Source organism: Nesterenkonia sp. Act20, assembly GCF_019173455.1.
Lineage (GTDB): Bacteria > Actinomycetota > Actinomycetes > Actinomycetales > Micrococcaceae > Nesterenkonia.
The window spans coordinates 349,166-373,397 of the sequence record NZ_JADPQH010000002.1; the positions used below are offsets into that span (position 1 = coordinate 349,166).

General features: G+C 65.2%; 24 protein-coding genes. 13 read left to right on the forward strand and 11 right to left on the reverse strand.

The window, feature by feature from the left end:
* Positions 1-26: 26 nt before the first annotated feature.
* Genes IY716_RS11250 through IY716_RS11260 form a run of 3 tightly spaced genes read right to left on the reverse strand, consistent with a single transcriptional unit; the run spans position 27 to position 2,738 of the window.
* A complete protein-coding gene (locus IY716_RS11250) occupies positions 27-680 on the reverse strand; it encodes a hypothetical protein (protein WP_218221792.1) in 654 nt (217 codons plus the stop codon).
* A 58-nt stretch (positions 681-738) separates the two neighbouring features.
* Entirely contained in the window at positions 739-2,034 is a 1,296-nt protein-coding gene (locus IY716_RS11255; RefSeq protein WP_218221793.1) for an ABC transporter permease, read from the reverse strand.
* Positions 2,031-2,738 (reverse strand): ABC transporter ATP-binding protein, encoded by a 708-nt coding sequence (locus tag IY716_RS11260; RefSeq protein WP_218221794.1) that lies wholly within the window; start codon positions 2,736-2,738, stop codon positions 2,031-2,033. Before IY716_RS11260 ends, IY716_RS11255 begins: the two co-directional genes overlap by 4 nt.
* 130 nt (positions 2,739-2,868) lie before the next feature.
* Here IY716_RS11260 and IY716_RS11265 point away from each other — a divergent pair, with 130 nt between their 5' ends.
* From IY716_RS11265 to IY716_RS11285, 5 genes are all read left to right on the forward strand, one after another.
* Positions 2,869-3,831 carry an ABC transporter ATP-binding protein gene (locus IY716_RS11265; protein WP_218221795.1) on the forward strand — a complete coding sequence of 321 codons (963 nt, stop codon included), beginning with the start codon at positions 2,869-2,871 and terminating at the stop codon, positions 3,829-3,831.
* Complete coding sequence (locus IY716_RS11270) at positions 3,824-5,710, forward strand: ABC transporter permease (RefSeq protein ID WP_255316747.1); 1,887 nt, start codon at positions 3,824-3,826, stop codon at positions 5,708-5,710. The genes IY716_RS11265 and IY716_RS11270 overlap by 8 nt, the downstream gene beginning before the upstream one ends.
* 547 nt (positions 5,711-6,257) lie before the next feature.
* The gene (locus IY716_RS11275) at positions 6,258-6,986 is read left to right on the forward strand and encodes an ABC transporter permease (RefSeq protein ID WP_218222202.1); all 729 of its coding nucleotides are present in this window, start codon (positions 6,258-6,260) and stop codon (positions 6,984-6,986) included.
* Positions 6,983-7,756, forward strand: coding sequence for an ABC transporter permease (locus IY716_RS11280; RefSeq protein WP_218221796.1), 774 nt, complete (start codon positions 6,983-6,985; stop codon positions 7,754-7,756). The genes IY716_RS11275 and IY716_RS11280 overlap by 4 nt, the downstream gene beginning before the upstream one ends.
* 176 nt (positions 7,757-7,932) lie before the next feature.
* Positions 7,933-8,754, forward strand: coding sequence for an ABC transporter ATP-binding protein (locus tag IY716_RS11285; protein WP_369699726.1), 822 nt, complete (start codon positions 7,933-7,935; stop codon positions 8,752-8,754).
* A gap of 84 nt (positions 8,755-8,838) precedes the next feature.
* On the opposite strand, the gene IY716_RS11290 is transcribed toward IY716_RS11285, so the two are convergent.
* Positions 8,839-9,336, reverse strand: coding sequence for a MarR family winged helix-turn-helix transcriptional regulator (locus tag IY716_RS11290; RefSeq protein ID WP_218221798.1), 498 nt, complete (start codon positions 9,334-9,336; stop codon positions 8,839-8,841).
* A gap of 143 nt (positions 9,337-9,479) precedes the next feature.
* Between IY716_RS11290 and IY716_RS11295 the strand changes: the two genes are divergently transcribed.
* The 7 genes from IY716_RS11295 to IY716_RS11325 all read left to right on the forward strand — a co-directional run bounded on the left by IY716_RS11295 (position 9,480) and on the right by IY716_RS11325 (position 17,003).
* On the forward strand, positions 9,480-10,403 hold the full coding sequence (locus IY716_RS11295; protein ID WP_218221799.1) for an SDR family NAD(P)-dependent oxidoreductase: 924 nt from the start codon (positions 9,480-9,482) through the stop codon (positions 10,401-10,403).
* Positions 10,404-10,462: 59 nt separating this feature from the next.
* Positions 10,463-11,362: an amidohydrolase family protein gene (locus IY716_RS11300; protein ID WP_218221800.1), complete on the forward strand. Its 900-nt coding sequence runs from the start codon at positions 10,463-10,465 to the stop codon at positions 11,360-11,362.
* Positions 11,355-12,551, forward strand: coding sequence for an acyl-CoA dehydrogenase family protein (locus IY716_RS11305; protein WP_218221801.1), 1,197 nt, complete (start codon positions 11,355-11,357; stop codon positions 12,549-12,551). The genes IY716_RS11300 and IY716_RS11305 overlap by 8 nt, the downstream gene beginning before the upstream one ends.
* Before the next feature lie 139 nt (positions 12,552-12,690).
* Positions 12,691-13,164, forward strand: coding sequence for a MaoC family dehydratase (locus tag IY716_RS11310; protein WP_218221802.1), 474 nt, complete (start codon positions 12,691-12,693; stop codon positions 13,162-13,164).
* Between the two features lie 108 nt (positions 13,165-13,272).
* Complete coding sequence (locus IY716_RS11315; RefSeq protein WP_218221803.1) at positions 13,273-14,277, forward strand: ABC transporter substrate-binding protein; 1,005 nt, start codon at positions 13,273-13,275, stop codon at positions 14,275-14,277.
* 135 nt (positions 14,278-14,412) lie between these two features.
* Complete coding sequence (locus IY716_RS11320) at positions 14,413-15,420, forward strand: ABC transporter substrate-binding protein (RefSeq protein ID WP_218221804.1); 1,008 nt, start codon at positions 14,413-14,415, stop codon at positions 15,418-15,420.
* 29 nt (positions 15,421-15,449) lie between these two features.
* Complete coding sequence (locus IY716_RS11325) at positions 15,450-17,003, forward strand: long-chain fatty acid--CoA ligase (RefSeq protein WP_218221805.1); 1,554 nt, start codon at positions 15,450-15,452, stop codon at positions 17,001-17,003.
* Here IY716_RS11325 and IY716_RS11330 read toward each other — a convergent pair.
* The 4 genes from IY716_RS11330 to glyA form a co-directional block, all read right to left on the reverse strand.
* Positions 17,000-17,593 (reverse strand): PadR family transcriptional regulator, encoded by a 594-nt coding sequence (locus IY716_RS11330; RefSeq protein WP_218221806.1) that lies wholly within the window; start codon positions 17,591-17,593, stop codon positions 17,000-17,002. The genes IY716_RS11325 and IY716_RS11330 overlap by 4 nt on opposite strands.
* A gap of 173 nt (positions 17,594-17,766) precedes the next feature.
* The gene (locus IY716_RS11335) at positions 17,767-18,789 is read right to left on the reverse strand and encodes an LLM class flavin-dependent oxidoreductase (protein ID WP_192592447.1); all 1,023 of its coding nucleotides are present in this window, start codon (positions 18,787-18,789) and stop codon (positions 17,767-17,769) included.
* Positions 18,790-18,817: 28 nt separating this feature from the next.
* Complete coding sequence (locus IY716_RS11340) at positions 18,818-19,765, reverse strand: bifunctional methylenetetrahydrofolate dehydrogenase/methenyltetrahydrofolate cyclohydrolase (protein WP_218221807.1); 948 nt, start codon at positions 19,763-19,765, stop codon at positions 18,818-18,820.
* An 8-nt stretch (positions 19,766-19,773) separates the two neighbouring features.
* Positions 19,774-21,051 carry a serine hydroxymethyltransferase gene (gene glyA / locus IY716_RS11345; protein ID WP_218221808.1) on the reverse strand — a complete coding sequence of 426 codons (1,278 nt, stop codon included), beginning with the start codon at positions 21,049-21,051 and terminating at the stop codon, positions 19,774-19,776.
* Positions 21,052-21,179: 128 nt separating this feature from the next.
* On the opposite strand from glyA, the gene IY716_RS11350 reads away from it, so the two are divergent.
* Positions 21,180-21,635 (forward strand): Fur family transcriptional regulator, encoded by a 456-nt coding sequence (locus IY716_RS11350; protein WP_255316749.1) that lies wholly within the window; start codon positions 21,180-21,182, stop codon positions 21,633-21,635.
* 89 nt (positions 21,636-21,724) lie between these two features.
* Here the strand turns inward: IY716_RS11350 and IY716_RS11355 are convergent, their stop codons facing one another.
* From IY716_RS11355 to IY716_RS11365, 3 genes are all read right to left on the reverse strand, one after another.
* Positions 21,725-22,012: a hypothetical protein gene (locus IY716_RS11355; protein WP_218221810.1), complete on the reverse strand. Its 288-nt coding sequence runs from the start codon at positions 22,010-22,012 to the stop codon at positions 21,725-21,727.
* A 246-nt stretch (positions 22,013-22,258) separates the two neighbouring features.
* Positions 22,259-23,230, reverse strand: a complete 972-nt coding sequence (locus IY716_RS11360) for a hypothetical protein (protein ID WP_218221811.1) — start codon at positions 23,228-23,230, stop codon at positions 22,259-22,261.
* Between the two features lie 22 nt (positions 23,231-23,252).
* Positions 23,253-24,206, reverse strand: a complete 954-nt coding sequence (locus IY716_RS11365) for an MSCRAMM family adhesin SdrC (protein ID WP_218221812.1) — start codon at positions 24,204-24,206, stop codon at positions 23,253-23,255.
* Between the last annotated feature and the right edge of the window lie 26 nt (positions 24,207-24,232).

Sequence of the window (24,232 nt, forward strand, 5' to 3'; positions counted from 1 at the left end):
CCCCCTTCTGAGAATGCAGTCGTCGACTACCGGGTGAACTGCTTCAGGTAGGTCTTGACCTCGGTGCTGAAGGCCAGCACCAGCCAGTAGATCGCGACCGCCACATGGGCGAGTCCCAGCGCGAGGGTCAGCATATCGGCGCCGAAGAGCCCGAAGAGCGTGAAGACGATGCCGATGATGGCGAAGACGATGCCGAGCACGCGCGCCCAGTTCTTGTTCTTCTTCAGGCCGAAGAACACGAGCAGGTACAGCGCCACGCCGACGATCAATGTGACCCAGACGAATCCGGTGAACAGCCCGGCAAACAGGTCTGCGGCTTCGGCGGCCTCCTGCTCGGACATCCCCTGCTCCTCGATCGCAGAGATCATCTCCTGCCGTGCGTCGTCGCCGCTGACGAACAGGCCCGGAAGCGCGCTGAGCACGTAGATGGCCAGGGAGACCAGTGTGAAGGTCTTCAGCAGGCTGAACTTCTTCGGCTCCGCCATCGGACCGCCGTAGGTTCCCGGCGCATAGGGGTCAGTGCCGTACTTCGAGCTCGGCTGACCGCCCTGGTAGCCACCGGGCTGGCCGTCCGGGTATCCACCCGGCTGGCCGCCGGGGTATCCACCGGGTTGGTCGCCGGGGGATCCCCCGGGCTGGCCGCCGGGGTAGCCCTGTTCTCCATTGGGAGGGTTGCTCATATCTGCTCCTTCATCGTCATGGGTGTTCACGATCCACACTAGGCCGGGCGGCCCGGTCCTATTCGTAGCGAAGCGCCTCGATCGGGTCCTTCTTGGCCGCGCGCGCGGCCGGAAGGGTGCCGGCGAGGAAGGCGATGCCGATGATCAGCGCAGTGATGCCCAGCAGCGAGACGGGATCCACCGCGAAGAGCGTCAGTCCTGCCACTCCCCCGAGCGGCCCGCCTTCTCCGGTCAACCATCCGTTGCCGATGAGCCCTGCGCCGAGTCCCAGCACGACGCCGATCACCGAGCCCAGGATGCCGATGACCACGGCCTCCATGGAGAACAGTCCGAAGACCTTGCCGCTGGACATGCCCAGCGCCTTCATCAGACCGATCTCACGGGTGCGTTCCTGCACCGACATCAGCAGAGTGTTCACGATGCCGAAGCTGGCTGCGAGCAGCGCGATCAGGCCGAAGCCTGAGAGCACCCAGGACACGGCGTCGATGACGCCCTGGACCGCGCCGATCTGGTCCTCCACGGTCATGCCCAGCAGGCCTTCATCGGTCAGCGCACTCTTGACGCTGTCCTCGTTCGCGGCCAGGTCATCCACGTCGACCACGGCCATGCTGTAGGCCTGTTCGGCCTGACCTTCATAGCCCTCCATCGAGAGGTCGCTGAGCTCCTGGTTCAACTCTCGCGAGGGCATCGGTGTTGCGCCGATGCCGGAGAGCGCCTCCTCGGTGACGCCGACGATCTCGGCCTCGACCGAGGTCTGTTCACCGGTCACATCGCTGATGCCGATCTGGACGGTCTCACCGATGACCGCCTCGGCGTCCTCGGTGTCGAAGATGGTCAGCCACTCGGTCGGAATGCTGAGGTCCATCCCGTCGTCACCGGGGGCCTCTCCTGCTTCGAGTTCGAGTCCCACAGCATTGGCGGGTGAATCCAGGGTGAGGTCGTACTGGGCGCCGTCGGCGGTCTCGAGGTAGTCCGGGGAGACCATGACCACTGGATCCACGCCGGAGACATGGTCGATGTCCTCGATGGTCTCGATGTCTGACTCGGTGAGCAGTCCGCCCCCGGTGCCTGGACCAAACATGCCCCCGGAGTCCGTGGCGGCCTCCGGGTCATATTCAGCGGGGCCCTCGGTCGGCTCGGCGTCGCTGGCACCGGCGTTGAGCACGAAGAGCTGCGAGGAGTCACCGAATCCGGCGACCACGTTGTCCACGTACTTGTTCACCCCGGCGCCCAGGCCGGAGGTGAGCGTGAGGGTGAAGGCACCGATCACGATGGCCACCACGGTCAGCGCCGTGCGCAGCTTGGAGCGGAAGGTGTTGCCCAGCGCGGTGCGGGCGACGTCGACTGACCTCATGCCTGCACCTCCTTCACGCTATGCTCCTCGGTGACGATCTCGCCGTCCTGCATCATCAGTCGGCGCTGGCACTTGGCGGCCAGGTCCTCGTCGTGGGTGACGACCACCAGGGTGATGCCATAGTCGCGGTGCAGACCGAAGAGGATGTCCTCGACGATCTCCGAGGTCACCGTGTCCAGGTTGCCCGTGGGCTCATCGGCGAAGAGCACCGTGGGCTTGTTGACCAGGGCGCGCGCGATGCAGGCGCGCTGCTTCTGTCCGCCGGAGAGGTTGGTCGCTTTGTTCTTGGCCTTATCGGCCATGTCCAGCTGCTCGAGAACCTCCATGCCGCGGCGGTTGCGCTCCGACTTGCCCATGCCGGCGATCTTCAGCGGCAGCGTGATGTTCTCCAGCACGGTCTGGTTCGGGTTCAGGAAGAACTGCTGGAACACGAAGCCGAAGGTGTCGTTGCGCAGCTGGGAGATCTTCTTGGGCTTGAGCTTGTTCACCGGCTCACCCTCAAGTGCGACGACGCCGGCGGTCGGCTCATCAAGCAGCGCCAACAGGTGCATGAGGGTGGACTTGCCGGAACCTGATTTGCCCACGATGGCGACGGATTCGCCTTCGTGGATCTCGAAGGTCAGGCCTTTGAGCGCGTCGAATCGAGTCGCGCCCTTGCCGTAGACCTTGACCAGGTTCTCGGTCTCGAGAACTGGAATGGACATTGATGACCTTTCATCGGGGTCGAATGTGAACTTGTCCTTCATTCTCCCGGATGACACGGGCGCGAACATCGCCCCAAAGGATGAACCTCTGCCGCAGATCAGGGCACTGGCGCCGAGTACACTGCACCTCATGCCCGTCGAACACGCGATCCGCGCCACCGGTCTGACCAAGCGCTATGGAGATTTCACCGCCGTGGACGGCATCGATTTCACCGTGAACCGCGGGGAGTCCTTCGGGCTGCTGGGCCCCAACGGGGCAGGCAAGTCCACCACGATGCGGATGATCGCGGCGGTGGCGGCCCGCAGCGGGGGCACCATGGAGGTGGCCGGCCTGGATCCGGAGCAGAACGGACCCGAGGTGCGCGCCCGGCTCGGGGTGATCCCGCAGCAGGACAATCTCGACGAAGAGCTCAGCGTCCGCGAGAACATCATCATGTACGGCCGCTACTTCGGTCTGCCGCGCCGCTGGCTGAACACCAAGACGGAGGAGCTGCTGGAGTTCGCCCAGCTGACCCACAAGGCGACCTCCCGGGTGGAGGACCTCTCCGGGGGAATGAAGCGACGGCTGACCATCGCCCGCGCCCTGGTCAATGAACCCGAGATCCTGCTGCTGGATGAACCCACCACGGGCCTGGACCCGCAGGCCCGCCATATCCTCTGGGATCGACTCTTCCGGCTGCGCGAAGCGGGCACCACACTGGTGCTGACGACTCACCACATGGATGAGGCCGAGCAGCTCTGCGAGCGCCTGATCGTGGTCGACCAGGGTCGGATCATGGCGGAGGGCTCGCCTGCGGCGCTCATCCGCGAACACTCCACGCGTGAGGTGCTCGAGCTGCGCTTCGGGCTGGACCGCAACCAGGAGCAGGCCGAGCAGCTGAGCAGCCTGCTGGGTGCCGGAGATGCTCCGGGCGGCATCGGCTTCAGCCACGTCGAGGTCCTCCCGGACCGGCTGCTGGTCTACGCCGCCTCCGCCGAATCGGCGCTGGAACGGATCCATGCCGCCGGGCTGCGCCCGATCACCTCGCTGGTACGCCGCTCCTCGCTGGAGGACGTCTTCCTGCGACTGACCGGCAGGAGCCTCGTTGACTGATCAGCTCAACGCCAGCCCAGGGATCGAGACCTCCACAAGCCCCGCGGCTGATAAGCAGGCGCTCGCGGGCCGGGTTCGGCGATTCGGCGCGCTGCACCAGGCAGAACGCACGCTGCGCAGCATGCGCGCCTACGGTGCAGTCATCCTCTTCTCCTCGGTGAGCCAGCCGATCATGTACATCCTCGCGATGGGGCTTGGTCTGGGCGTGCTCGTCGGGGACGGCGGTGACTTCGCGCAGTACGGCGCGAGCAGCTACCTGATGTACATCGGTCCCGCGATTCTGGCCTCCACGGTGGCGATGTCGGCGGGCATCGAGTTCACCTTCCCCGTGATGGAGGGCTTCAAGTGGCGGCGGCTCTACTACGGGGCGCAGGCCGCACCGCTGAGTCCGGGCCAGATCGCTTCCGGGCATATCCTCGCGGTCAGCGTGCGCTTCGCCGTGCACGCCGCGATCTTCACCGTGGTGCTGGCCTTGTTCGGGGCCATCTCCTCCCCCTGGGCGGCGCTGCAGATCGGCAGCGCTCTGATGGGCGGGCTCGCGATCGGGCTGCCGATCATGGCCTATGTCTCCACGCTGCGTGACGAGAAGGGGCAGATGTCGCTGATCCAGCGATTCGTCATCATGCCCCTCTTCCTCTTCTCGGGCACCTTCTATCCGCTGACCAACCTGCCGGGGTTCCTGCAGGTCATCGGCTGGTTCTCCCCCATCTGGCATGCCAACGAGCTGGGCCGCGTGCTGGCCTTCTCCCAGCCGACTCCCGCCTGGATGATCCTGGTCCACGTCCTCTACCTGCTCGGCATCACCGCAGGCGGATGGCTGATCACCGTCCGGGTCTTCTCACGACGCCTGGGACTCGAGGAGTGGCGCGGCCGCACTCCGGGCGCCAAGGCCGATGCGCGTCGGCAGACGCGCATCGCAGTCAGGGATGGGGCTGAGGTCGAACGCTCGGCCGCAGGCCGCAGAGGCGCAGACCAGAGCGGTGCAGACCGGAGTGCTTCAGACCGGAGTGCTTCAGACCAAGGTGAGCGGCCGACGTCCGACGCGGCAGCGACTCTCCCGCGCATCGCCTTTCGCCGGGGGTTCGCCGCGAACTACTACTCGGGCAACATCCGCGCCGTCTTCGGCCGCGGCCTGACCGCCATCCGCAACAACCGCGGAGTCATCTTCCTCTCCGGGCTGCTGGAGCCGGTGCTGTTCCTGACCTCCTTCGGGCTGGGCATCTCGCCGATGATCGCCAACGTGGATGCCGAGCAGGTCGGGCTCAGCGGCGGCGGGACCATCAGCTACGCCGCCTTCATCGCTCCGGCGCTGCTGGCGGTCTCCGCGATGAACGGTGCGATCTTCGACTCCACCTGGAACGTGTTCTTCAAGCTCAAGATCACCAAGCTCTACCGCACGATGATGTCCACCTCGCTGGGCCCGGTAGATGTGGCGGTCGGCGAGATCTGCCTGGCGCTGTTCCGCGGCGGGATCTACGCGCTGGGCTTCCTCGGGGTGTTGATGATCGGCGGGCTGGTCGACCCGCTCGCGGCCCTGGTGCTCTGGTTCGCGGCGCTGTTCATCGCGCTGGGCTTCGCCTCGGTGGGCATGGCGGTGACGTCCTTCCTGAGCCGGTTCCAGCAGATGGACTGGATGATGATGGTGCTCATCCCGATGTTCCTGTTCTCCGCCACGCTGTTCCCGATCAGCGTGTACCCCGCCGGCGTGCAGGTCGTGATTCAGGCGCTGCCGCTCTGGCACGGCGTGGAGCTCATGCGTGACATCGCCTTCTGGGACTTCGGTGCGCTCACCCTGGTCCACATCGGCTACTACCTGGTGTTGACGGTCCTCGGCCTCGCCGTGACCACCTACCGGATGAAGAAGCTCTTCCTCCGCTGAGGGTCCGTCCTGCGTTGAGCGGCGGAGATACCGGTCAGTACATGGGCCAAGCGGCCTCAACTGCTCGGAGAATCCGCCGCTCAACGGGGATACCTTTGAATATCTCAATCATTGAAATATTGAACTGTAGGCGGGAGGGGCCTATGCTGACTGTGATGTGTTCTGCATCACAGTGAGTTCGCGCTCCCTGTGATGCGAGGAACGACCTTGCACAAGGGAGTCATAGATGACCGATGAGCGCGCACGCCCGGGACGAAGGTCCCGCGGCAAGGCACCACTAGACCGTGATGCGGAGATCCACCGGCTGCATCGGTGGGAGTCCTCCGCCGCCACGGACCGTCGAGGCGGCGACATCCGGCGGCACACCGATGTCTCCACCTCGGCCGCACTGGACATCCCCACCCGGCCAGACCCCGCAGCCCCGCTGTCCTCGGTCGCGCAGAGCGGCGCCACCGGGCGAGCCACCACCTCAGGCCCCGGCCGAGCCCGACGACGACGACGGCGCGGCCTCGGCACCAAGGCCCTCGGGGCGGCCGGCGTCGTCGGCATGCTGCTGACCTGGGAACTCCTGCCTCTCACCGGATTGGTCAACGCACGCTTCCTGCCCCCGGCCCACGAGGCCATCGGCGGGCTGATCACCAACTTCGGCCTGACAGACTTCTGGGTCGCCGTCGGTGACACCATGCAGGCCTGGGCGGTCGGCATGATCATCGCCGTGGTGCTGGCCACCGTACTGGGCTTCATCATCGGCTCCTCCACCTTCCTGCGCCGGTTCACGAACTCCACGATCGAGTTCCTGCGGCCCGTCCCCTCGGTGGCACTGATCCCGCTGGCGGTGCTGCTCTTCGGCGTGGGGATCGAATCCTCGCTGATGCTGATCGTCTACGCCTGCTTCTGGCAGGTGCTGATCCAGGTGCTCTACGGGGTCGCCGATGTGGACGCGGTGGCGATGAACACCGCCCGCTCCTACGGCCTCGGCCCCTTCGCGCGGATGCGGTACGTCACCTTCCCCACGGCGCTGCCGTATGTGATGACCGGCATTCGCCTCGCGGCGGCGGTGGCGCTGATCCTGGCGATCACCGCCCAGCTGATCATCGGCACACCCGGACTGGGAGCCGAGATCGCCAGCGCCCAGTCCGGAGGCAACTACATCTCCATGTACGCCCTGGTGCTGGCGACCGGCCTGCTCGGGGTTCTGATCAACCTGGCCATGCGGATCATCGAACGCAAGATCCTTTCCTGGCACTCTTCGGTCCGCACGGAGGTGGCGGCATGACATATATCCGTACGTTCCTGAACATCATCGCCCTGCCGCTGATCCTGCTCGCCATCTGGTTCGTCTCCACCCTGGGCGAGACGAGCTTCTTCGTCCCGACTCCGCAGGCGTTGGTGGAGACCTTCTTCGAGACCTGGACCAGCGAGCGATTCGTCAGCGACGTCTTCCCTTCTCTGGGAAGGCTGATGATCGGCATCGTCCTCTCGATCCTGATCGGCATCGGCGCCGGACTGCTGATCGGCTCCTTCCGATGGCTGCGCGCACTGCTGGAGCCCACCCTCGAGTTCTTCCGGGCCATCCCGCCACCGGTGCTCATTCCGGTGATCATGCTGCTGATCGGGATCGGCGACGAGATGAAGGTCTCGGTGATCGTTCTGGGCGCCGTCTGGCCGATCCTGCTGAACACCATCGAAGGCGTGCGCTCCATGGACGAGGTGCTCGCCGACACCAGCCGCACCTACGGCATGAACAAGATCAACAGCGTCCGTTACCTGATCCTGCCCTCGGCCATGCCGCAGATCATGGCGGGCATCAGGCAGTCACTCTCCATCGCCCTGATCCTCATGGTGATCTCGGAGATGTTCGCCTCGACTGAGGGGCTCGGCTTCGCCATCGTGCAGTTCCAGCGCTCCTTCGCGATCCCCGAGATGTGGTCCGGCATCGTCCTGCTGGGGCTGATCGGCGTCATCCTCTCGTTCATCTTCCAGCTCGCCGAACGCTGGATCCTGGGCTGGTACCACGGGTTGCGTGAGATCGAGCAGGCCGCCTGAGCACCACCCATCGCAAGCTACTTCTTGCCGGACACATTCACCCGGCTCCGTTGACGAGATGTACCAAGAGAAGGGACCCGGAGATGACCTCCGAGCACTCACAGCCCACAAATCCCGTGATCAGCCAGTCCGGCGTTCAGGACACCCCCGATGGCCGGATCCCCGTGGGAAAGACCATGCCCGGGGAGGAGCCGATGCTCTCGGTGCAGAATCTGAAGAAGGTCTACCACACCGACGGCGGCGACATCGAGGCCGTCCGGAACCTCACGTTCGACCTGCCGAAGGGCCAGCTGGCCTGTCTGGTCGGGCCCTCCGGCTCCGGAAAGACGACGCTGCTCAAATGCATCTCCGGCCTGATGGCTCCCACCGAGGGGGAGGTGACCCTGCATGGAGAGAAGGTCACCGGACCGCCCAAGTCCATGGCCGTGGTGTTCCAGGAATACGGGCGCTCACTGTTCCCCTGGCTGCGCGTGGCCGAGAACGTAGAGCTTCCGCTGAAGAACCAGGGCATGGACAAGACCGCACGCCGCGAGGTGGTGGCCGAGGCACTGGAAGCCGTGGGGCTCTCCCACGTGCCGAAGTCCTACCCCTGGCAGCTCTCCGGCGGCATGCAGCAGCGCGTGGCGATCGCCCGAGCGGTGGCGTACAAGCCAGAGGTGCTGCTGATGGACGAGCCCTTCGCAGCCGTGGATGCCCAGACGCGTGCCGATCTGGAGGACCTGGTGCGTGGGATCTGGAAGAAGCTCGGCGTCTCGGTGCTCTTCGTGACCCATGACATCGACGAGTCGGTCTACCTGGGTGAGCGGGTCATCATCCTGTCCTCCTCCCCCACCGTCATCCAGGAGGACGTCCTGGTGGACCTGCCGGCCGAGCGAGATCAGCTCGAGACTCGCTCCTCTCAGCGCTTCGCCGAGCTGCGCCACCACGTCTATGAGCAGATCCAGCTGGCGAAGAAGGGCTTCCGTCCGGAGGACGCGGTCGCGAACGCCAACGCCTGAGGCGGAGCTGCGGGGCCGCTCCCCAGCCGTGCCGGCCGGGTCAGCCGTGCCGGCCGGGTCAGCCGTGCCGGACGGGTCAGCGGATCAGTAGACGATCTTGATCAGCAGCTCGCGCAGCTGATTGCGCTCCGTCGGCGTCAGACCCCGCAGGGTCTGCTCCTCAGCCTGGTGGGTCCGTTCTGCAGCCTGGGCGTGGAGCTTGCGCCCCGCGGCGGTGGCGGTGAGGATCTTGGAGCGACGGTCCCGCGGATCAGGTTCCCGCTGAAGGAGGCCCCGCTGCTCCAGCCGATCCACCAGCGCAACCACCTGACTGGGATCCAGATCCAGAAAGTCGCCCAGTTCGCGCTGTGAGGGGTTGGTCCCGGAACAGGCCATGGCGAGCACGGCGAAGGGCCGCACCTTCAGGTCCAGGTCGCTGAGCAGCTCATTCGCCAGCGCATTGCCCCGGACTCTGGCGCGGGCCGTGAGGAAGGCGACCTCTTGAGCGAGCGGGGTCTGCTGAAAGCGAGCCATGCCATCCTCGACTCGGTCCTGCGCCGAGGCGGGAGCAGCAGCGGCGGTGGTGGAGCTCGAGGGGGGCATGGGTTCTCCTAGCAGGGCCCTCGGGTGAGGGATTGGACGGATGAGAAGGCAAATCATTGACTTTCTCAATATTATCAAGTGAGATGTATCACAGTAAGCGTAGGCCGACTGGCCATACAGCTGGCCATACAAGAGGAGAGACTATGTCGTTACAGGGCAAGGTAGCCATCGTGACCGGTTCCGGGGCAGGCCTGGGCCTGGCATACGCCCAGGAGCTCGCCGCTCAGGGAGCCAGCGTGGTCATCAACGATGTGGATCAGACCACCGCCGACGCCGCCGTGGCATCCATCGAAGCCGCAGGCGGTAAGGCAGTGGCAGTCGTCGCGCCGGTCGGCTCCACCGAGACCGCGGAGAAGCTTGTGGAGACCGCGGTGGACAGCTTCGGCGGCCTGGACATCCTGGTCACCAATGCCGGGATCCTGCGCGACAAGTCGCTGCTGAAGATGTCCGACGAGGACTTCGACGCCGTCATCAACGTCCACCTTAAGGGCACCTTCACCTGTGTCCGGGCGGCGTATCAGCACTTCAAGACCGAGGGCGTGGCGGGCCGGATCGTCTGCATCGGCTCCCCCACCGGCCAGCGCGGCAATTTCGGGCAGACCAACTACGCGGCCGCCAAGGCCGGGATCATCGGGATGGTGCGCACCTGGGCGCTGGAGATGAAGCGTGCGGGTGTGAGCGTCAACGCCGTCATCCCGGTCGCGGCCACGGCAATGACCAAGACTGTGCCCTACTTCCAGAAGGCTGTCGAGGCCGATGAGCAGGGCGAGCCCATGCCTGACTTCTTCCGCAAGGGCCTGGGCTTCGGCACCGCGAAGGATGCGGCCGGCGTCGTCGCCTTCCTCTCCTCCGATGCCGTGGACGGGATCACCGGTCAGGTCATCGGCGCCGGCGGTGACAGGCTCCAGATCTGGAGCCATCCTGAGTCGGTGGTCTCTGAGTACCACGACGGCGGCTGGGACTACGAGACCCTGCAGAGCCAGGGCGGTGAGCTGCTGCGCGCGAATCTGCAATCAGTGGGCGAGTCCATGCCGGAGCTCCCGCCCGAGCTGGAGCCCACCAGCTAGCCAGCCCACCCAGCCGACCGAGCCTGAGGACCCGTCGAGATCAGGAGAGGAGCCCTGCGATGCGTTATCAATCAGCCATTGATCTGAGCACCATCGAGGCCGTGGACACCCATGTCCATCTGGAGATGGATTCCAGCGGGCATCGGGCGCTGCCCGAGGTGTTCTTCGAGGCCTCCGCGAAGTACTTCAAGACCGCCGAGCGCACACCGAGCATCGATCGGATCGCGGAGGTCTACCGTGACCACCGGATGGCCGCCGTGGTCTTCACTGTGGATGCTCGCACGCAGCTGAAGCACGCTCCCAACTCCATCGATGACCTGGTCGCAGGGTGCCTGCGCAATAATGACGTCCTGCTGCCCTTCGGATCGGTGGACCCATGGCTGGGCGCCGAAGCCATCGCCGAGGCCCGGCGTCAGGCCGAGGAGCTCGGCGTACGCGGGTTCAAGTTTCACCCCACCGTGCAGGGCTTCGACCCCTCGGACCCGCAGCACTACCCGCTGTGGGAGGCCCTGGAAGAGATCGGGCTTCCGCTGATCTTCCACACCGGGCAGAACGGAATGGGCGCAGGCACTCCCGGTGGTGGTGGGCTGAAGCTGAAGTACTCCAACCCGTTGCTGCTCGACGACGTCGCAGCGGACTTCCCGCAGCTGCCCATCATCATGGCGCACCCCTCGGTGCCCTGGCAGGACGAGGCGATCTCGATCGCAACACATAAGTCCAACGTCTACATCGACCTCTCCGGCTGGTCACCGAAGTACTTCCCACAGGCTCTGGTGCGCAGTGCGAACAACATCCTCTCGGCCAAGCTGCTCTTCGGCACGGACTATCCGCTGATCACCCCAGAGAAGTGGCTCACCGCCTTCGCCGAGCTGCCGATCAAGGACGAGGTGCGCCCACGGATCCTCAAGCACAACGCCGTGGCGCTGCTGGGGCTCGACGCCGGAGCCGACGATGCGTGAACCAGTGCGCGGCAGCGTCATCCCCTCAGACCTCTACGGCTTCGCCGAACGGCTGAGCACCGCAGAGCGCACAGTGATCACCGAGCTGCGCCGGGTGCTCACCGAGGAGGTCCACCCGCACCTGAATGCGGCATGGGACGAAGCACGTTTCCCCGAGGAGATCATCGCCCCACTGCAGGGACAGCAACTCATGGATCCGCCGGCGCTGCGCGCGGCGGGTGAACCCATCCGGGACATCTTCCTCGGTTTCCGCAACTTCGAGCTCTCCCGCTGTGACATCAACGTCGCCACCTACTACAACGCGGCCGCAAGCCTGTTCCGCACGGTCTGTGCCCTGGGCGGCTCTCCCGAGCAGGCTCGCGAACTCGACGCGAAGATCATCACGCACGAGCTGACCGGTGTCTTCGCGCTGACCGAGCCCGACCACGGCTCCGATGTGGCAGGCGGCCTCGCCACTGAGGCCACCCAGGATCCAGGAACCGGAGACTGGATCATCAACGGCGCCAAACGCTGGATCGGGGGTGCGGGCGCCGCCGACGTCGTCGCGACCTTTGCTCGAGACACCGCCGACTCCCAGGTGAAGTGTTTCCTGGTCCCGACCTCCGCGCCGGGCCTGAGCATGACCACCATCGAACACAAGGCCTCGCTGCGCATCATGCAGAACGCCGACATCAGCTATCGCGAGGTGAGGGTCCCGGAGAGCGCTCGGCTGCAACGGATCAACAGCTTCACCGACGTCGCCGGCTGTCTGCGACGCATGCGTTCGGATGTGGCATGGATGGCCACCGGGGCGATGGCGGGTGCCTACGAGGCGGCACTGGACTACGTGGCGCGCCGCGAGCAGTTTGGCCGGCCCATCGCCGGCTTCCAGCTGGTCCAGGAGAAGCTCGCGATGATGCTGGGGAATCTCACCGCCTCCCTGGGCATGGTCGTTCAGCTGAGCGAGCAGCAGGCCGCCGGGACCTACCGGGATGAGAATTCCGCGCTCGCAAAGATGTACACCTCGCTTCGACTGCGCGAGACCGTGGCGCTGGCACGCGAGGTCTGCGGAGGCAACGGGATCACCCTGGACACCGATGTGGCGCGCTTCCACGCCGACGCGGAGGCCATCTACTCCTATGAGGGCACTCACGAGATCAATGCGCTGATCGTCGGGCGGGCGGTGACAGGAGTGGGCGCCTTCACCTAGGACCTCACAGTGCCTCCGGGCACCTGGTCGGGGATCACGAGAAAACGACACCAAATCCAAATCAATAATTCGCCTGGGCATACGCCTATCCAGAATAAAATGTGACCTAGAACACACCCACCTTGAGTCGAGGAGCAGAATGACTGACACCAATGCAGCCCGGACCGTCGTATCTTTCGAAGACGCACGATCGATGGCCGGCACCGACCTGGGGCAGACCGCCTGGCGCGAGATCACTCAGGACATGATCAACACCTTCGCCGATGCCACCGACGATCAACAGTGGATCCACGTCGATCCTGAACGCGCCAAGGACGGACCCTTCGGCGCACCGATCGCCCACGGCTTCCTGACGCTCTCCCTGATCATCCCCTTCTGGGGCGAACTCTTCGACGTCACCGATGTCAGCACGAAGCTCAACTACGGCCTGGACAAGGTGCGCTTCACCGCACCGGTGCCGGTCGGTTCGCGAGTTCGCATGCACGGCACCATCCGCGACGTCGAAGAGGTCAAGGGAGGCGGCCTCCACCTGGTCGTCGACGCGACCTTCGAGGTCGAAGGTCAGGAACGCCCCGCTGTCGTGGCGACCTTCCTGGCGCGCTTCTACCCGTGAGCCGACGCCCCTCATGACCAAACACACCCGAGCATCCGCCATCACCGCACTGACTCTCTACCCCACCGTGGGCCGCCCTTCCGCGACCCCACACCTCAAGGAGCAATCATGAAGAAGAATGTCGCATCCATCACCGGCATCGCAGCGATCAGCATCCTCGCGCTGAGCGCCTGCGGGTCCGGCTCCGCGTCCGGCGGCGATGACGCCGAGGCCGAGGGCGAGACCAGCAGCGAAGGCGGTGAGCTGACCCCGATCACCGTGGGCGTGCTGCCGATCGCCCCCTCCGTGGGGATCTATTACGGCATCGAGAACGGCATCTTCGAGGAGCACGGGCTCGACGTCGAGCTCTCCACCTCGAACGCCGGCGCCGCCATGCTGCCCGCGGTGAACGCCCAGCAGCTGCAGTTCGGAATCGGAAACCCGAACTCCGTGCTCAACGCCAATGACCGCGGACTCGATATGCGGATCGTCACCGGCTACTCGAACTCGCTGGCCGAAGGCGATGACATCGCCGGCGTCGTCTCCACGGTGGAGAGCGGGATCGAGGACTGGGAAGACCTTGAGGGCAACACCGTCTCGGTGAACGCGCTGAAGACCCAGGGCGACCTCACCATCATGGAATCGGTGGAGCAGGCCGGAGGTGACCCTTCCGCGGTGGAATTCTCCGAGATGCCCTTCCCTGACATGCCGGCCCAGCTTGAGCAGGGCAACACGGACGCCATCTGGGTCCCCGAGCCCTTTCTGAGCAGCGCGCTCGCCGATGAGGCGAATCAGCTGGTCGGGTACTCCTTCCAGGACGCGATCCCCGGGATGCCCACCATGGTGAGCTTCAGCTCCGGGGAGTACGTGGAGGAGAATCCCGAGGTCGCCCAGGCCTTCTCTGACGCCATGACGGAGTCGCTGCAGATGGCCGAGGAGGACGAGGAGGGCACCAGGGCCCTGCTGCCGGAATTCATCGACCTGCCGGAGGAGGCTGCCGAGAACCTCCGCATGGAAGAACTCAACGCTGAGATCCCGACCGATGAGATCGAGCAGGCAGGCGCGCTGATGGTGAAGTTCGACTTCATCGATTCGGAGCCCGACACCTCCACCCTGTACTTCGAAGGTGAATAACTGATCAGCCACTGATGGCGGGCAACGAGGAGCCACGTCCCAAGTTGCCCGCCAGAGGTGTCAGACGCTGTCGCAGGACCCATGGACGCCCAACACACCCTTGGACTTCGCACCTCCAGAGACCGGAGAACTGACATGAAAAACCTATCCAGCGGGGCGTTCGCCCTGTCCGCCGTGCTCGCCTTGACCGCCTGCGGAAGCGGGTCTCCGGCTGGAGATGCCGACGGCGAACCAGCCGGGGACGAGGGAGCGGACTCATCGAATGGGGAGCTGACCGAGGTCGAGGTCGGGCTGATCCCAATCGTTGACGTTGCTCCCATCTATCTCGGCCAGCAGGAGGGCATCTTCGAAGAGCATGGCCTCGACCTGACGCTGACCCTGGCACAGGGCGGTGCCGCCATCATCCCCGCGGTCTCCTCCGGGGACCTGGACTTTGGTTTCTCCAACGTGACCTCCCTGCTCATCGCCGCCGACAATGGACTGCCGCTGCAGACCGTGGCCGCGGGGCCGCAGACCACCGGGGATTCCGAGAATGACTTCGGCGCAGTCCTGGTCAAGCCAGAATCCGGCATCGAATCCGCACAGGACCTCGAGGGCCAGCGGGTGGCGGTGAACACGCTCAACAACATCTCCGACTCGATGATCTCCCAAGGCGTGGAGGACGCTGGAGGGGACCCAGCCAACGTTGACTTCGTAGAGGTCGGCTTCCCGGACATGCTCGCCCAACTGGAAGCTGACAATGTCGACGCGATCTTCGCCGTCGACCCCTTCGCGAGCATGGCTGACGACCAAGGATACGACCGCATCTTCGCCCCCTACGCTGACGTGGTGGACGAATTGGGCGTCGGCACCTACTTCGCCTCCCAGCAGCTGGTCGATGAAGACCCCGAGCTGATTGAGAGCTTCCACACGGCGGTTCGGGAGTCTCAGGCCTATGCCGAAGAGAACCCTGAGGCGGTGCGCGAAGTCCTGCTGGAGTACACGTCCATCGAAGAATCCATGCTGGAGGAGATCACGATCCCCGCCTTCCCAGAGGACGTCAATCTTGATTCGCTCAACGAGGTCGCCGAGATCTCTGAACGGCACGGACTCATCGGCGAGGTCCCCAACACCGACGACCTGGTCTGGGAGGGCGCCCGATGACCCCTCCGACACACACAGGAGCGCGGACGATGAAGAATCATGGCATCGGAGATTGGATCCACCGACGGCGCGTGCGGTCCCAGGGTCAGAAGGCACTGACCAGCGCTGCTGGCGAACTGACCTATGATCAGCTCGCCGAGCGGATCGATCGGCTCGCCAATGCACTGGCGGACCGGGGCGTCAGGCCAGGTGACCGGGTGGCCTACCTGGGCGAGAACTCTCCCGCTTTTCTGGAGACACTCTTCGCCGCCGGAAGCCTGGGAGCGGTCTTCGTCCCGCTGAACACCCGTCTCGCTCCGCCGGAGATCCAGTTCGCGCTGAAGGATTCGGGGGCCACGCTGCTGGTCGCCTCCACCACACTGGAGCCGTTGGCTGCCTCGGGATCCCGGGACACGGCGGTCGAACGCCTGCTGATCGTCGAGGACGGCAAACGGCCGCGCCCCGAGCAGGAGTTTGCGGTGGTCGCCGAGGCGTTCGAGGATGCCCTGCGGTCAGGCTCCACGGTCCGCCCCGATGTCGCGGTGACACTGGAGGACCTCGCTGTCATCCTCTACACCTCCGGGACCACGGGCAATCCCAAGGGCGCGATGCTCACCCATGGGAACCTCACCTGGAACGCGATCAATGTGCTCACCGACTTCGACCTCTCCAGCAAGGATGTCGCGTTGATGATCGCTCCGCTGTTCCATGTCGCAGCACTGGGCCAGGGCGCCCTCCCGGTGCTGCTCAAGGGTGGGAGCATCATCCTGGAACAGAAGTTCGAACCCGGCCGTGTGCTCGCGCTGATCGAAGCCCACCGGGTCACGAACATCTCCGGAGTGCCTACGACGTTTCAGCTGCTCTGTGAACATCCGAACTGGGAGTCCACCGACATTTCCTCGCTGCGAAACCTCACCTGCGGTGGTTCCGCGGTGCCGCTGCGGGTCCTCGACGCCTACGAGAGCCGCGGGCTGGCGTTCACGATGGGTTACGGCATGACCGAAACCTCGCCTGGTGCCACGACTCTGCCGCCGGCATATTCCCGATCCAAACAAGGGTCCGGCGGACTGGCGCATTTCCACACCGATGTCCGTGTGGTGGACCCGGAGGATCAGCCCTGCCCGGTGGGCGAGGTTGGTGAGATCCAGGTCCACGGGCCCAATGTCATTGCGGAGTATTGGAACCGGCCCGAAGCCACCGCCAGCTCCTTCGTCCATGAGACGCACGGCACGTGGCTCAAGACCGGAGACATGGGCTACTTGGACGAGGACGGGTTCCTCTTCATCTCCGACCGGCTCAAAGACATGATCATCTCCGGTGGAGAGAACATCTACCCGGCGCAGGTCGAACAACAGATCGCCTCGATGGAAGAGGTCGCCGCCGTCGCCGTCATCGGGGTTGAGGACGCGCGGTGGGGCGAGGTCCCGCGTGCGGTGATCGTCGTCCGGGAGGGTTACGAGCTCACCGAGGAGCAGGTGCTCGGGTATCTGGACGGCAAGCTGGCCCGCTACAAGATTCCCAAATCGGTGGTCTTCGTGGAATCCATGCCGCGCACCGCCTCGGGCAAGATCCGCAAGCCAGACCTGCGGAAACAGTACGCCTAGGGCGTGTGATCTGCTTCGAGTTCCGCCAGCAGAATCAGTCCGCGGTTCGCCCAGTCCACCTCGGCCTGGGCGAGCCGAATCAATCCGTCATAGGCAAACGACTTGAACGCCACGATCCGCTCATGCTGCTCCGCTGGATACCGCTGCAGCCGCGCCGCGATCATCGGGTGCTCGTGGGACTCGATGTCCCGGACCTGCTGACTCCACTGGTCGATCTGCTCCTGGTAGTGCTGCGCGTGCTGCTGCAGGTGCATGCGCACGCTGTCCGGATCGGTCCACTCGAAGTAGGCCGCCTGCATATGCGCCACGTCTCGCCAGGGCGCGTACTTCAACGGGGTGGACATCCAGCTTCGAAAGGCGGCCTCACCCTCCGAGGTGATGTAGTACCGAGTCTTGAGCCGGTTCGGCCCCCAGCGTTCCTCGCGACCTTCGATGAGCGCCTCCGCCTCCATCCGACGCAGCTCGGGGTAGATCTGTGAATCGGGGGCATGCCAGACGTGACCCACCGAGCCTTCGAACCGCTTCGCCGTCTCATAGCCGGTCAAGGGTGCCGCGGTAAGAATCGCCAGAATGGCGTAGCGCAGGCTCAAAGCGTGGAGACCTTTCGACGGTGAGTGTCTTGATCTCCACTATATCCAGAGCTATTGCCTCGAGCGGGTGGGCATCGAGGCCCCATACCCGTTGAGCGGCGGATTCTCCGAGCATTCCATGGGCCGAAAGACCCCAACTACTCGGAGAATCCGCCCGTCAACGCAAACGCAGCCTATTTCCAGCCCAGGGGCTTGGCCACGTGCTCGGCCAGGGATTCCAGGATGTGCGCGTTGTAGTCCACGCCGAGCTGGTTGGGCACGGTCACCAGCACAGTGTCCGCGGCCTGAACCGCTTCGTCCTTAGCGAGTTCCTCCACGAGCACGTCGGGCTCGGCGGTGAAGCTCCGACCGAAGATCGCCCGGGTCTTCTCGTCGATCATGCCGATCTGGTCCTGGGAGTCACGCTGTCCCAGGAAGTAGGCACGGTCCTGATCCGAGACGATGGGCAGGATGGAACGCGAGACGGAGACGCGCGGCTCAAAGCCGTGATCATGCTTGGCCCATTCCTCGCGGAAGGCCTGGATCTGCTTGGCCTGCTGGATGTGGAACGGCTCCCCGGTCTCGTCGTCCTTCAGCGTGGAGCTCATCAGGTTCATCCCCCGCGACGCGGCCCACCGGGCAGTCGCGTCGGATCCCGCGCCCCACCAGATGCGCTGGCGCAGACCCTCGGAATGCGGCTCGAGCCGCAGCAGCCCGGGAGGGTTGGGGAACATCGGACGGGGGCTGGGCTCGGCGAAGCCCTGCCCGGAGAGCACCTGGAGGGCGACCTCGGTGTGGCGGCGTCCCATATCGGCGTCGGACTCGCCCTCGGCGGGCTGGTAGCCGAAGTGGCGCCACCCCTCCACTGCCTGCTCTGGTGAGCCGCGGGAGATGCCGAGCTGCAGCCTGCCCTCGGCGATGAGATCGGCCGCGCCTGCGTCCTCGGCGAAGTACAGCGGGTTCTCGTAGCGCATGTCGATCACGCCGGTGCCGATCTCGATCTTTGAGGTCTTGGCTCCGACGGCGGCGAGCAGCGGGAACGGAGACGCCAGCTGCCGGGCGTAGTGGTGCACCCGGTAGTAGGCACCGTCGATCCCGAGCTCCTCGGCGGCGACTGCAAGGTCGATGGACTGCAGCAGCACATCTGAGGCAGATCGAGTCTGCGAATGCGGCGAGGGCGTCCAGTGTCCGAAAGAGAGAAATCCTAAGTTCTTCACATTTGAAAGAACATCCCGGACGCGGTGGCTATTCCTGGGCCTGCTGCTCCGCGGCGAGGACCACATTGGCGAGCAGCTCCGCGCGGGTCATCGGCCCGACTCCGCCGGGATTCGGCGAGTACCAGGAAGCAACGGAGTCGATCCCCGGTGCGATGTCACCGTAGATCTTTGCCTTGCCGGTCTCGGGATTGACCTCACGGGTCACGCCCACGTCCAGGGCGATGACACCGGCCTTCAGCTGAGCCGGGTCGATCATGTGCTTGACCCCCGCAGCAGCGACGACGACGTCGGCCTGGGCCAGATGCGCGGCGAGATCCTGGGTGCCGGTGTGGCACAGGGTCACGGTGGCATTGACGTCGCGGCGGGTGAGCAGCAACCCGATAGGCCGACCGATCGTGACACCGCGCCCGACGACGACCACGTGCTTGCCCTTGAGGTCCAACCCGTAGTGGTCCAGCAGGTCGACACAGCCCTTCGGCGTGCAGGGAAGCGGCGAGCTGATCGGCTCATTGACGTTGGCGACGAGTCGCCCGAGGTTCATCGGGTGCAGACCGTCGGCGTCCTTCTCAGGGGAGATCGCTTCGAGCACCTTCTGGGTGTCCAGGTGCTTGGGCAGCGGGAGCTGGACGATGTAGCCGGTACAGGCGGGATCGTTGTTCAGCTTCTCGATCTCGGCTAGCAGCTCCTCCTGGGTGGTCTCCTCCCCCAGCTGCACCTCAATGGAGTTGATCCCCACCTCCGCGCAGTCGCGGTGCTTGCCGGCCACGTAGGACTGGCTTCCGGGGTCGGCTCCGACGAGCACGGTTCCGAGACCCGGGGTCACCCCGCGGGCCTTCAGCGCGGAGACGCGTTCCGCGAGATCGGCCTTCAGCGCCTTGGCCGTGGCGCGGCCGTCGAGGACCTGGGCGGTCTGGGTCGAGGCCGTGGGCGCCGAGCCGGCGTCGTCGTGCTGGTGGGCGTTCGAATTCTCCGTCATAGCTGGGTTCACCACTCCTCGAGGCCTTCGTAGAGCGGGAAGCCCTTGGTCAGGGCTGCCACGCGGGACTTCAGGCCGTGCAGGTCCGCGTCGGGCTTGAGCGACTCGGCGATGATGTCGGCGACCTCGCGGAACTCGGTCTCACCGAAGCCGCGGGTGGCCAGCGCCGGAGTGCCGATGCGCAGCCCGGAGGTGGTCATCGGCGGACGGGGATCATTGGGCACGGCGTTGCGGTTGACCGTGATGCCGACCTCGTGGAGCCGGTCCTCGGCCTGCTTGCCGTCCAGCTCGGAGTTGCGCAGGTCCACGAGCACCAGGTGGACGTCGGTGCCGCCGGTGAGCACCGAGACGCCGTGCTCGGTCACATCCGGCGCCACGAGCCGCTTCGCCAGGATCTGGGCACCCTCGATGGTGCGCTTCTGCCGCTCGGCGAACTCTTCGCTGCCGGCGATCTTGAAGGCGATGGCCTTGGCCGCGATGGCGTGCATCAGCGGGCCACCCTGCTGACCGGGGAAGACCGCGGAGTTGATCTTCTTCTTGTGCTCCTCCTTGGTCAGGATGATTCCCGAGCGGGGCCCTGCCAGGGTCTTGTGCACGGTGGTGGTGACGACGTCGGCGTAGGGCACCGGGTTGGGGTGCAGGCCTGCGGCCACGAGACCGGCGAAGTGCGCCATGTCCACCCAGAGGATCGCGCCGACCTCATCGGCGATCTCGCGGAAGCGGGCGAAGTCCAGCTGACGAGGATAGGCGGACCAGCCGGCGACGATCATGTCAGGCTGCTCGGCGATGGCCTGCTCGCGGACCTTGTCCATGTCGATGACACCGGTCTCGGCGTCGACCTCATAGGCGGCGATCTCGTAGAACTTGCCGGAGAAGTTCAGCTTCATGCCGTGGGTGAGGTGGCCGCCGTGCGCCAGTGAGAGACCCATGAGCTTGTCGCCGGGCTTCAGGAACGCCGTCATGACGGCCACGTTGGCCTGCGCGCCGGCGTGTGGCTGGACGTTGGCGTGCTCGGCTCCGAAGAGGGCCTTGGCACGGTCGATGGCGAGGTTCTCGGCGATGTCGACGAACTCGCAGCCGCCGTAGTAACGCCGACCCGGATACCCTTCCGCATATTTGTTCGTCAGCACCGACCCCTGCGCCTCAAGCACGGCGCGGGGCACGAAGTTCTCGCTCGCGATCATCTCGAGGGTGTCGCGCTGACGGCCGAGCTCATCGGAGATCGCTTGGGCGATCTCGGGATCAACCTCGGACAGGGGGGCATTGTTGATATCCGGTGTGCTCATGGACGAAGGCTCTCCTTGCGGATGAAAACGGGGCGGCGTGAGCCAGTCTAGCGGCCCCCTGGCGCACGGCACGTGACACCTGCCCCATTTTATTGTGAATGACTCATATGTGCGGCAGACTGGAGGCCATGACTTCCCCCGACTGGTCGGCTCGACTGCGCGAGCGCGGACTCCGCGTCACCCGCCAGCGGCTTGCCGTCTTGGAAGCCGTGGCTGCGGACCCGCACCGCCCTGCTGAGGCGATCCACGCCGCGGTTCGCGCGCACCTGCCAGAGATCACCGTGCAGTCCGTCTACACCGTGCTGCATGACCTCACCGCACGGGAGCTGCTGCGCCGGTTCGATCCCCCGGGATCCCCTGCCTGCTACGAGACCCGCACCCATGACAATCACCATCACGCGATCTGTACGCTCTGCGGACGGATCGAGGACGTGGAGTGCGTGCACGGCGAGGCGCCCTGCCTGCAGGCCCCCGCAAGCCTCGGGATGCAGATCCAGGTCGCCGACGTCGTCTTCCGCGGCGTCTGCAAGAGCTGCTCCGAGGGCGCGGAAGAGCTCACCGCGGCTGGCGCCGAGCACAGCTGAGCGGCACGCCGCCTCCCACTCAGTCACAGAAAAGATCCCCCACGGGGACCGAGGCCCACCGCAGGGGATCAGATCACTGAAGACCGTGATCACATGTCTTCTTCCTCATCCATCGATTCCTCGTCCATGGAGTCTTCATCCATCGACTCTTCATCCATGGGCGACTCCTCCGTCATGGACTCTTCGTCCATGGGCTCTTCCTCCATGGGGGACTCCTCGGTCATGTCCCCGCCCTCGTCTTCCATCTCGCCGTTCTCGACGGGATCCTCGGTCTCAGTGCCCGAGTCGTCGCAGGCGGTGGCGCCGAAGAGGGCGAGCGAACCGACGCCGATCACGCCGGCGATCGTGCGAAGCTTGCTGGTCTCGGTGGTAGCCATGATGTTTACCTCCGTGGTTCGCATCGGTGATGCTGCGCGGTCTTTCCGCGATGTGTCATCCCCCGCACCGCAACACATCTGCGGTCTGCGGCGATGACCTGACTTCAGTGTGCCTGGTCGGGCGGTGCTGAGTGAAGCGAGTTGGCGCCCCTGAGCCGGATTCTGTGTGAGTTCGTACGGCCCGTTCAGCGCGTGTTGGAGCAAGGTCTCGAGCCTGAATAGATGCTGAACCGAGGTGTTGTTGGTTCAGCCCTGGTCCGCGCTCGCGACGAACCCGCTGAGGATCTCCTGAAGCAGCTGGTCGGTGATGACAGTGCCCTCTTCGGGTGGGACGGGAATCTCGGCCTCGTTCCATTGATCAAAGTCCACCTCCAGCGGCGCCTCTCCCTGCACGGTGAGCCCCATCAGCAGCGGCGATTCCGCATTGGCGAGGACAGTGAGCTCGATCTGGTCGTTGGAGTAGACCCAGAGGTCCTGCTCACCCTCGGTCTCGACAGCAGGTTCGAGCCCTGAGTCGGCAAGAGAGTTCCCGTCGAGAGTCTCATCCAGGTGGTTTCTGAGCGTCTCCAGGAGCTCTCCTGGGGTCCGCGGCACCTCCAGCTCACCGATGCTCACATCGACCCATTCGCCCTCTGCCAGAAGCGCCGACTCCAGTTCCGCGCCACCGACCTCGGGTTCGACCTCGGCGGGGATCTGCGCCTCGTAGTCAAAGATGAAGCCAGCCACGGTCTGATAGGTCGTGTCACCGACCTGGAGCACCCGGTAGTCGGGGGCGTAGTTCAGCTCCGTGGCGGAATCTCCCTCAATCTGGCCGACGACGCTCAGCTCGAAGAGCTCGTCTTCGCCGGTCCCAGCATCTTCGCTGGTCCCAGCATCTTCGTCACCCTCAAAAGTCTCAGGGCTGTAGCCGAAAAGCTGCTGGCCCTGCTCCAGCGGCCCCGAGACGCTCGCACTGACGCTTGTCTGCGCCATGGATGCATCCCAGATGTCCTCCTCGATGTCCTCCAAGGCAGGTGCTTCCCCATCCGTGGCGTTGCCTGTCGGCGCTTCGGCCGGATCTTCCTGGCTCACCGGTTCGGAGGGGTCGACGGTCTGCGCAGGAGCTTCGTCCTCGGCCTGGCCGCAGCCCGCGAGCACGAGGGCAGCGAGTCCGAGTGCCGAGGTGCCTGCAAACAGCCGGGCTCGCAGGGTGGGTCCTCGTCCAGCAGAAATGCTCATGGTCTTCCCTTCACCGGTCTGCTCAGGAACCCTCGGCCTCCGCGTCGGAGTTCTGCTGCGCGTCGTCGTCAGTACCGCCTTCAGCGTCAGTACCGTCGTCAGTCTCAGCGTTCTCGTCAGTGTCACTGCCGTTGCCGGAGTCGCCACTGTCCTCAGCGTCAGTATCGTCCTGGTTGAGGTCCTCGTCGAGATCCTCGGTGGACCAGCCGTTGTCCTGCGCTATGGCCACAAAGATCTCCTCCACGGTGATGACGTTCTCGGGCTGTTCCGGCCGCTGCGCCTCGTTCCACTCGCTGAAGCGGTAATGGGACTCGTCGTCGCGCATCTCAAGCAGGTAGGGCGCGCCGTCGGCGGCCACGACGAACTCGGTGGATCCGTCCTCAGTGGCGTAGACGTAGACGGGAACTCCGTCGCGGGTCTCTTCCGTCCCAGGCAGGGCGCCGACTCCGTCATCCTCGAGCTCGCGCTGCCAGGTGGTGATGAAGTCCTCTGCGGAGAAGACCGCGCCGCCGTCGTCGGTGCTGAACTGGACCCACTGATCGGCCACCACGGAGTCGATGAACTCTGCCTCGACAAGGTCCGCGAAGTCTCCGTCGAGCTCGCTCATCAGCAGCATGGCGAAGTCCTCCCCGCGGAAGTACTCGGCGCCGTCGATCGCTCGTTGGGTGAAGCTGACTTCGCCGGCGTTGAAGGTCATCTCGGAGGCGCTTCCGTCCACGGAGCCGGTGATGGTCAGGTCCCCGGTGGCGTCCTCGTCGATCTCCTCGAAGATCTCGTCCACATCGGCCTCCGAGGCCTCCACCTCGCCGTCGATGCTGACGGTCTCTGCGGTCAGCATCGCGTCCCACATGCGGTCCTGGATCTGGCTGAAGCTCGGGACGGCCGGTTCCTGCTCCTCGGCTTCGAAGGGGTTGCCACAGCCAGCGAGCACGACGACGGCGGCCAGAGCACTGCCTGCCATGGTCTTGCGCTTCATGCGGCCTCCTAGGGGACGCTCGCGAG

Excerpts from the sequence above, each read along its gene's own strand:
- IY716_RS11250 (WP_218221792.1), bottom strand. The coding sequence starts at position 680 with ATGAGCAACCCTCCCAATGGAGAACAGGGCTACCCCGGCGGCCAGCCC.
- IY716_RS11255 (WP_218221793.1), bottom strand. The coding sequence starts at position 2,034 with ATGAGGTCAGTCGACGTCGCCCGCACCGCGCTGGGCAACACCTTCCGC.
- IY716_RS11260 (WP_218221794.1), bottom strand. The coding sequence starts at position 2,738 with ATGTCCATTCCAGTTCTCGAGACCGAGAACCTGGTCAAGGTCTACGGC.
- IY716_RS11265 (WP_218221795.1), top strand. The coding sequence starts at position 2,869 with ATGCCCGTCGAACACGCGATCCGCGCCACCGGTCTGACCAAGCGCTAT.
- IY716_RS11275 (WP_218222202.1), top strand. The coding sequence starts at position 6,258 with ATGCTGCTGACCTGGGAACTCCTGCCTCTCACCGGATTGGTCAACGCA.
- IY716_RS11280 (WP_218221796.1), top strand. The coding sequence starts at position 6,983 with ATGACATATATCCGTACGTTCCTGAACATCATCGCCCTGCCGCTGATC.
- IY716_RS11285 (WP_369699726.1), top strand. The coding sequence starts at position 7,933 with ATGCCCGGGGAGGAGCCGATGCTCTCGGTGCAGAATCTGAAGAAGGTC.
- IY716_RS11290 (WP_218221798.1), bottom strand. The coding sequence starts at position 9,336 with ATGCCCCCCTCGAGCTCCACCACCGCCGCTGCTGCTCCCGCCTCGGCG.
- IY716_RS11295 (WP_218221799.1), top strand. The coding sequence starts at position 9,480 with ATGTCGTTACAGGGCAAGGTAGCCATCGTGACCGGTTCCGGGGCAGGC.
- IY716_RS11300 (WP_218221800.1), top strand. The coding sequence starts at position 10,463 with ATGCGTTATCAATCAGCCATTGATCTGAGCACCATCGAGGCCGTGGAC.
- IY716_RS11305 (WP_218221801.1), top strand. The coding sequence starts at position 11,355 with ATGCGTGAACCAGTGCGCGGCAGCGTCATCCCCTCAGACCTCTACGGC.
- IY716_RS11310 (WP_218221802.1), top strand. The coding sequence starts at position 12,691 with ATGACTGACACCAATGCAGCCCGGACCGTCGTATCTTTCGAAGACGCA.
- IY716_RS11315 (WP_218221803.1), top strand. The coding sequence starts at position 13,273 with ATGAAGAAGAATGTCGCATCCATCACCGGCATCGCAGCGATCAGCATC.
- IY716_RS11320 (WP_218221804.1), top strand. The coding sequence starts at position 14,413 with ATGAAAAACCTATCCAGCGGGGCGTTCGCCCTGTCCGCCGTGCTCGCC.
- IY716_RS11325 (WP_218221805.1), top strand. The coding sequence starts at position 15,450 with ATGAAGAATCATGGCATCGGAGATTGGATCCACCGACGGCGCGTGCGG.
- IY716_RS11340 (WP_218221807.1), bottom strand. The coding sequence starts at position 19,765 with ATGACGGAGAATTCGAACGCCCACCAGCACGACGACGCCGGCTCGGCG.
- glyA (WP_218221808.1), bottom strand. The coding sequence starts at position 21,051 with ATGAGCACACCGGATATCAACAATGCCCCCCTGTCCGAGGTTGATCCC.
- IY716_RS11350 (WP_255316749.1), top strand. The coding sequence starts at position 21,180 with ATGACTTCCCCCGACTGGTCGGCTCGACTGCGCGAGCGCGGACTCCGC.
- IY716_RS11355 (WP_218221810.1), bottom strand. The coding sequence starts at position 22,012 with ATGGCTACCACCGAGACCAGCAAGCTTCGCACGATCGCCGGCGTGATC.
- IY716_RS11360 (WP_218221811.1), bottom strand. The coding sequence starts at position 23,230 with ATGAGCATTTCTGCTGGACGAGGACCCACCCTGCGAGCCCGGCTGTTT.
- IY716_RS11365 (WP_218221812.1), bottom strand. The coding sequence starts at position 24,206 with ATGAAGCGCAAGACCATGGCAGGCAGTGCTCTGGCCGCCGTCGTCGTG.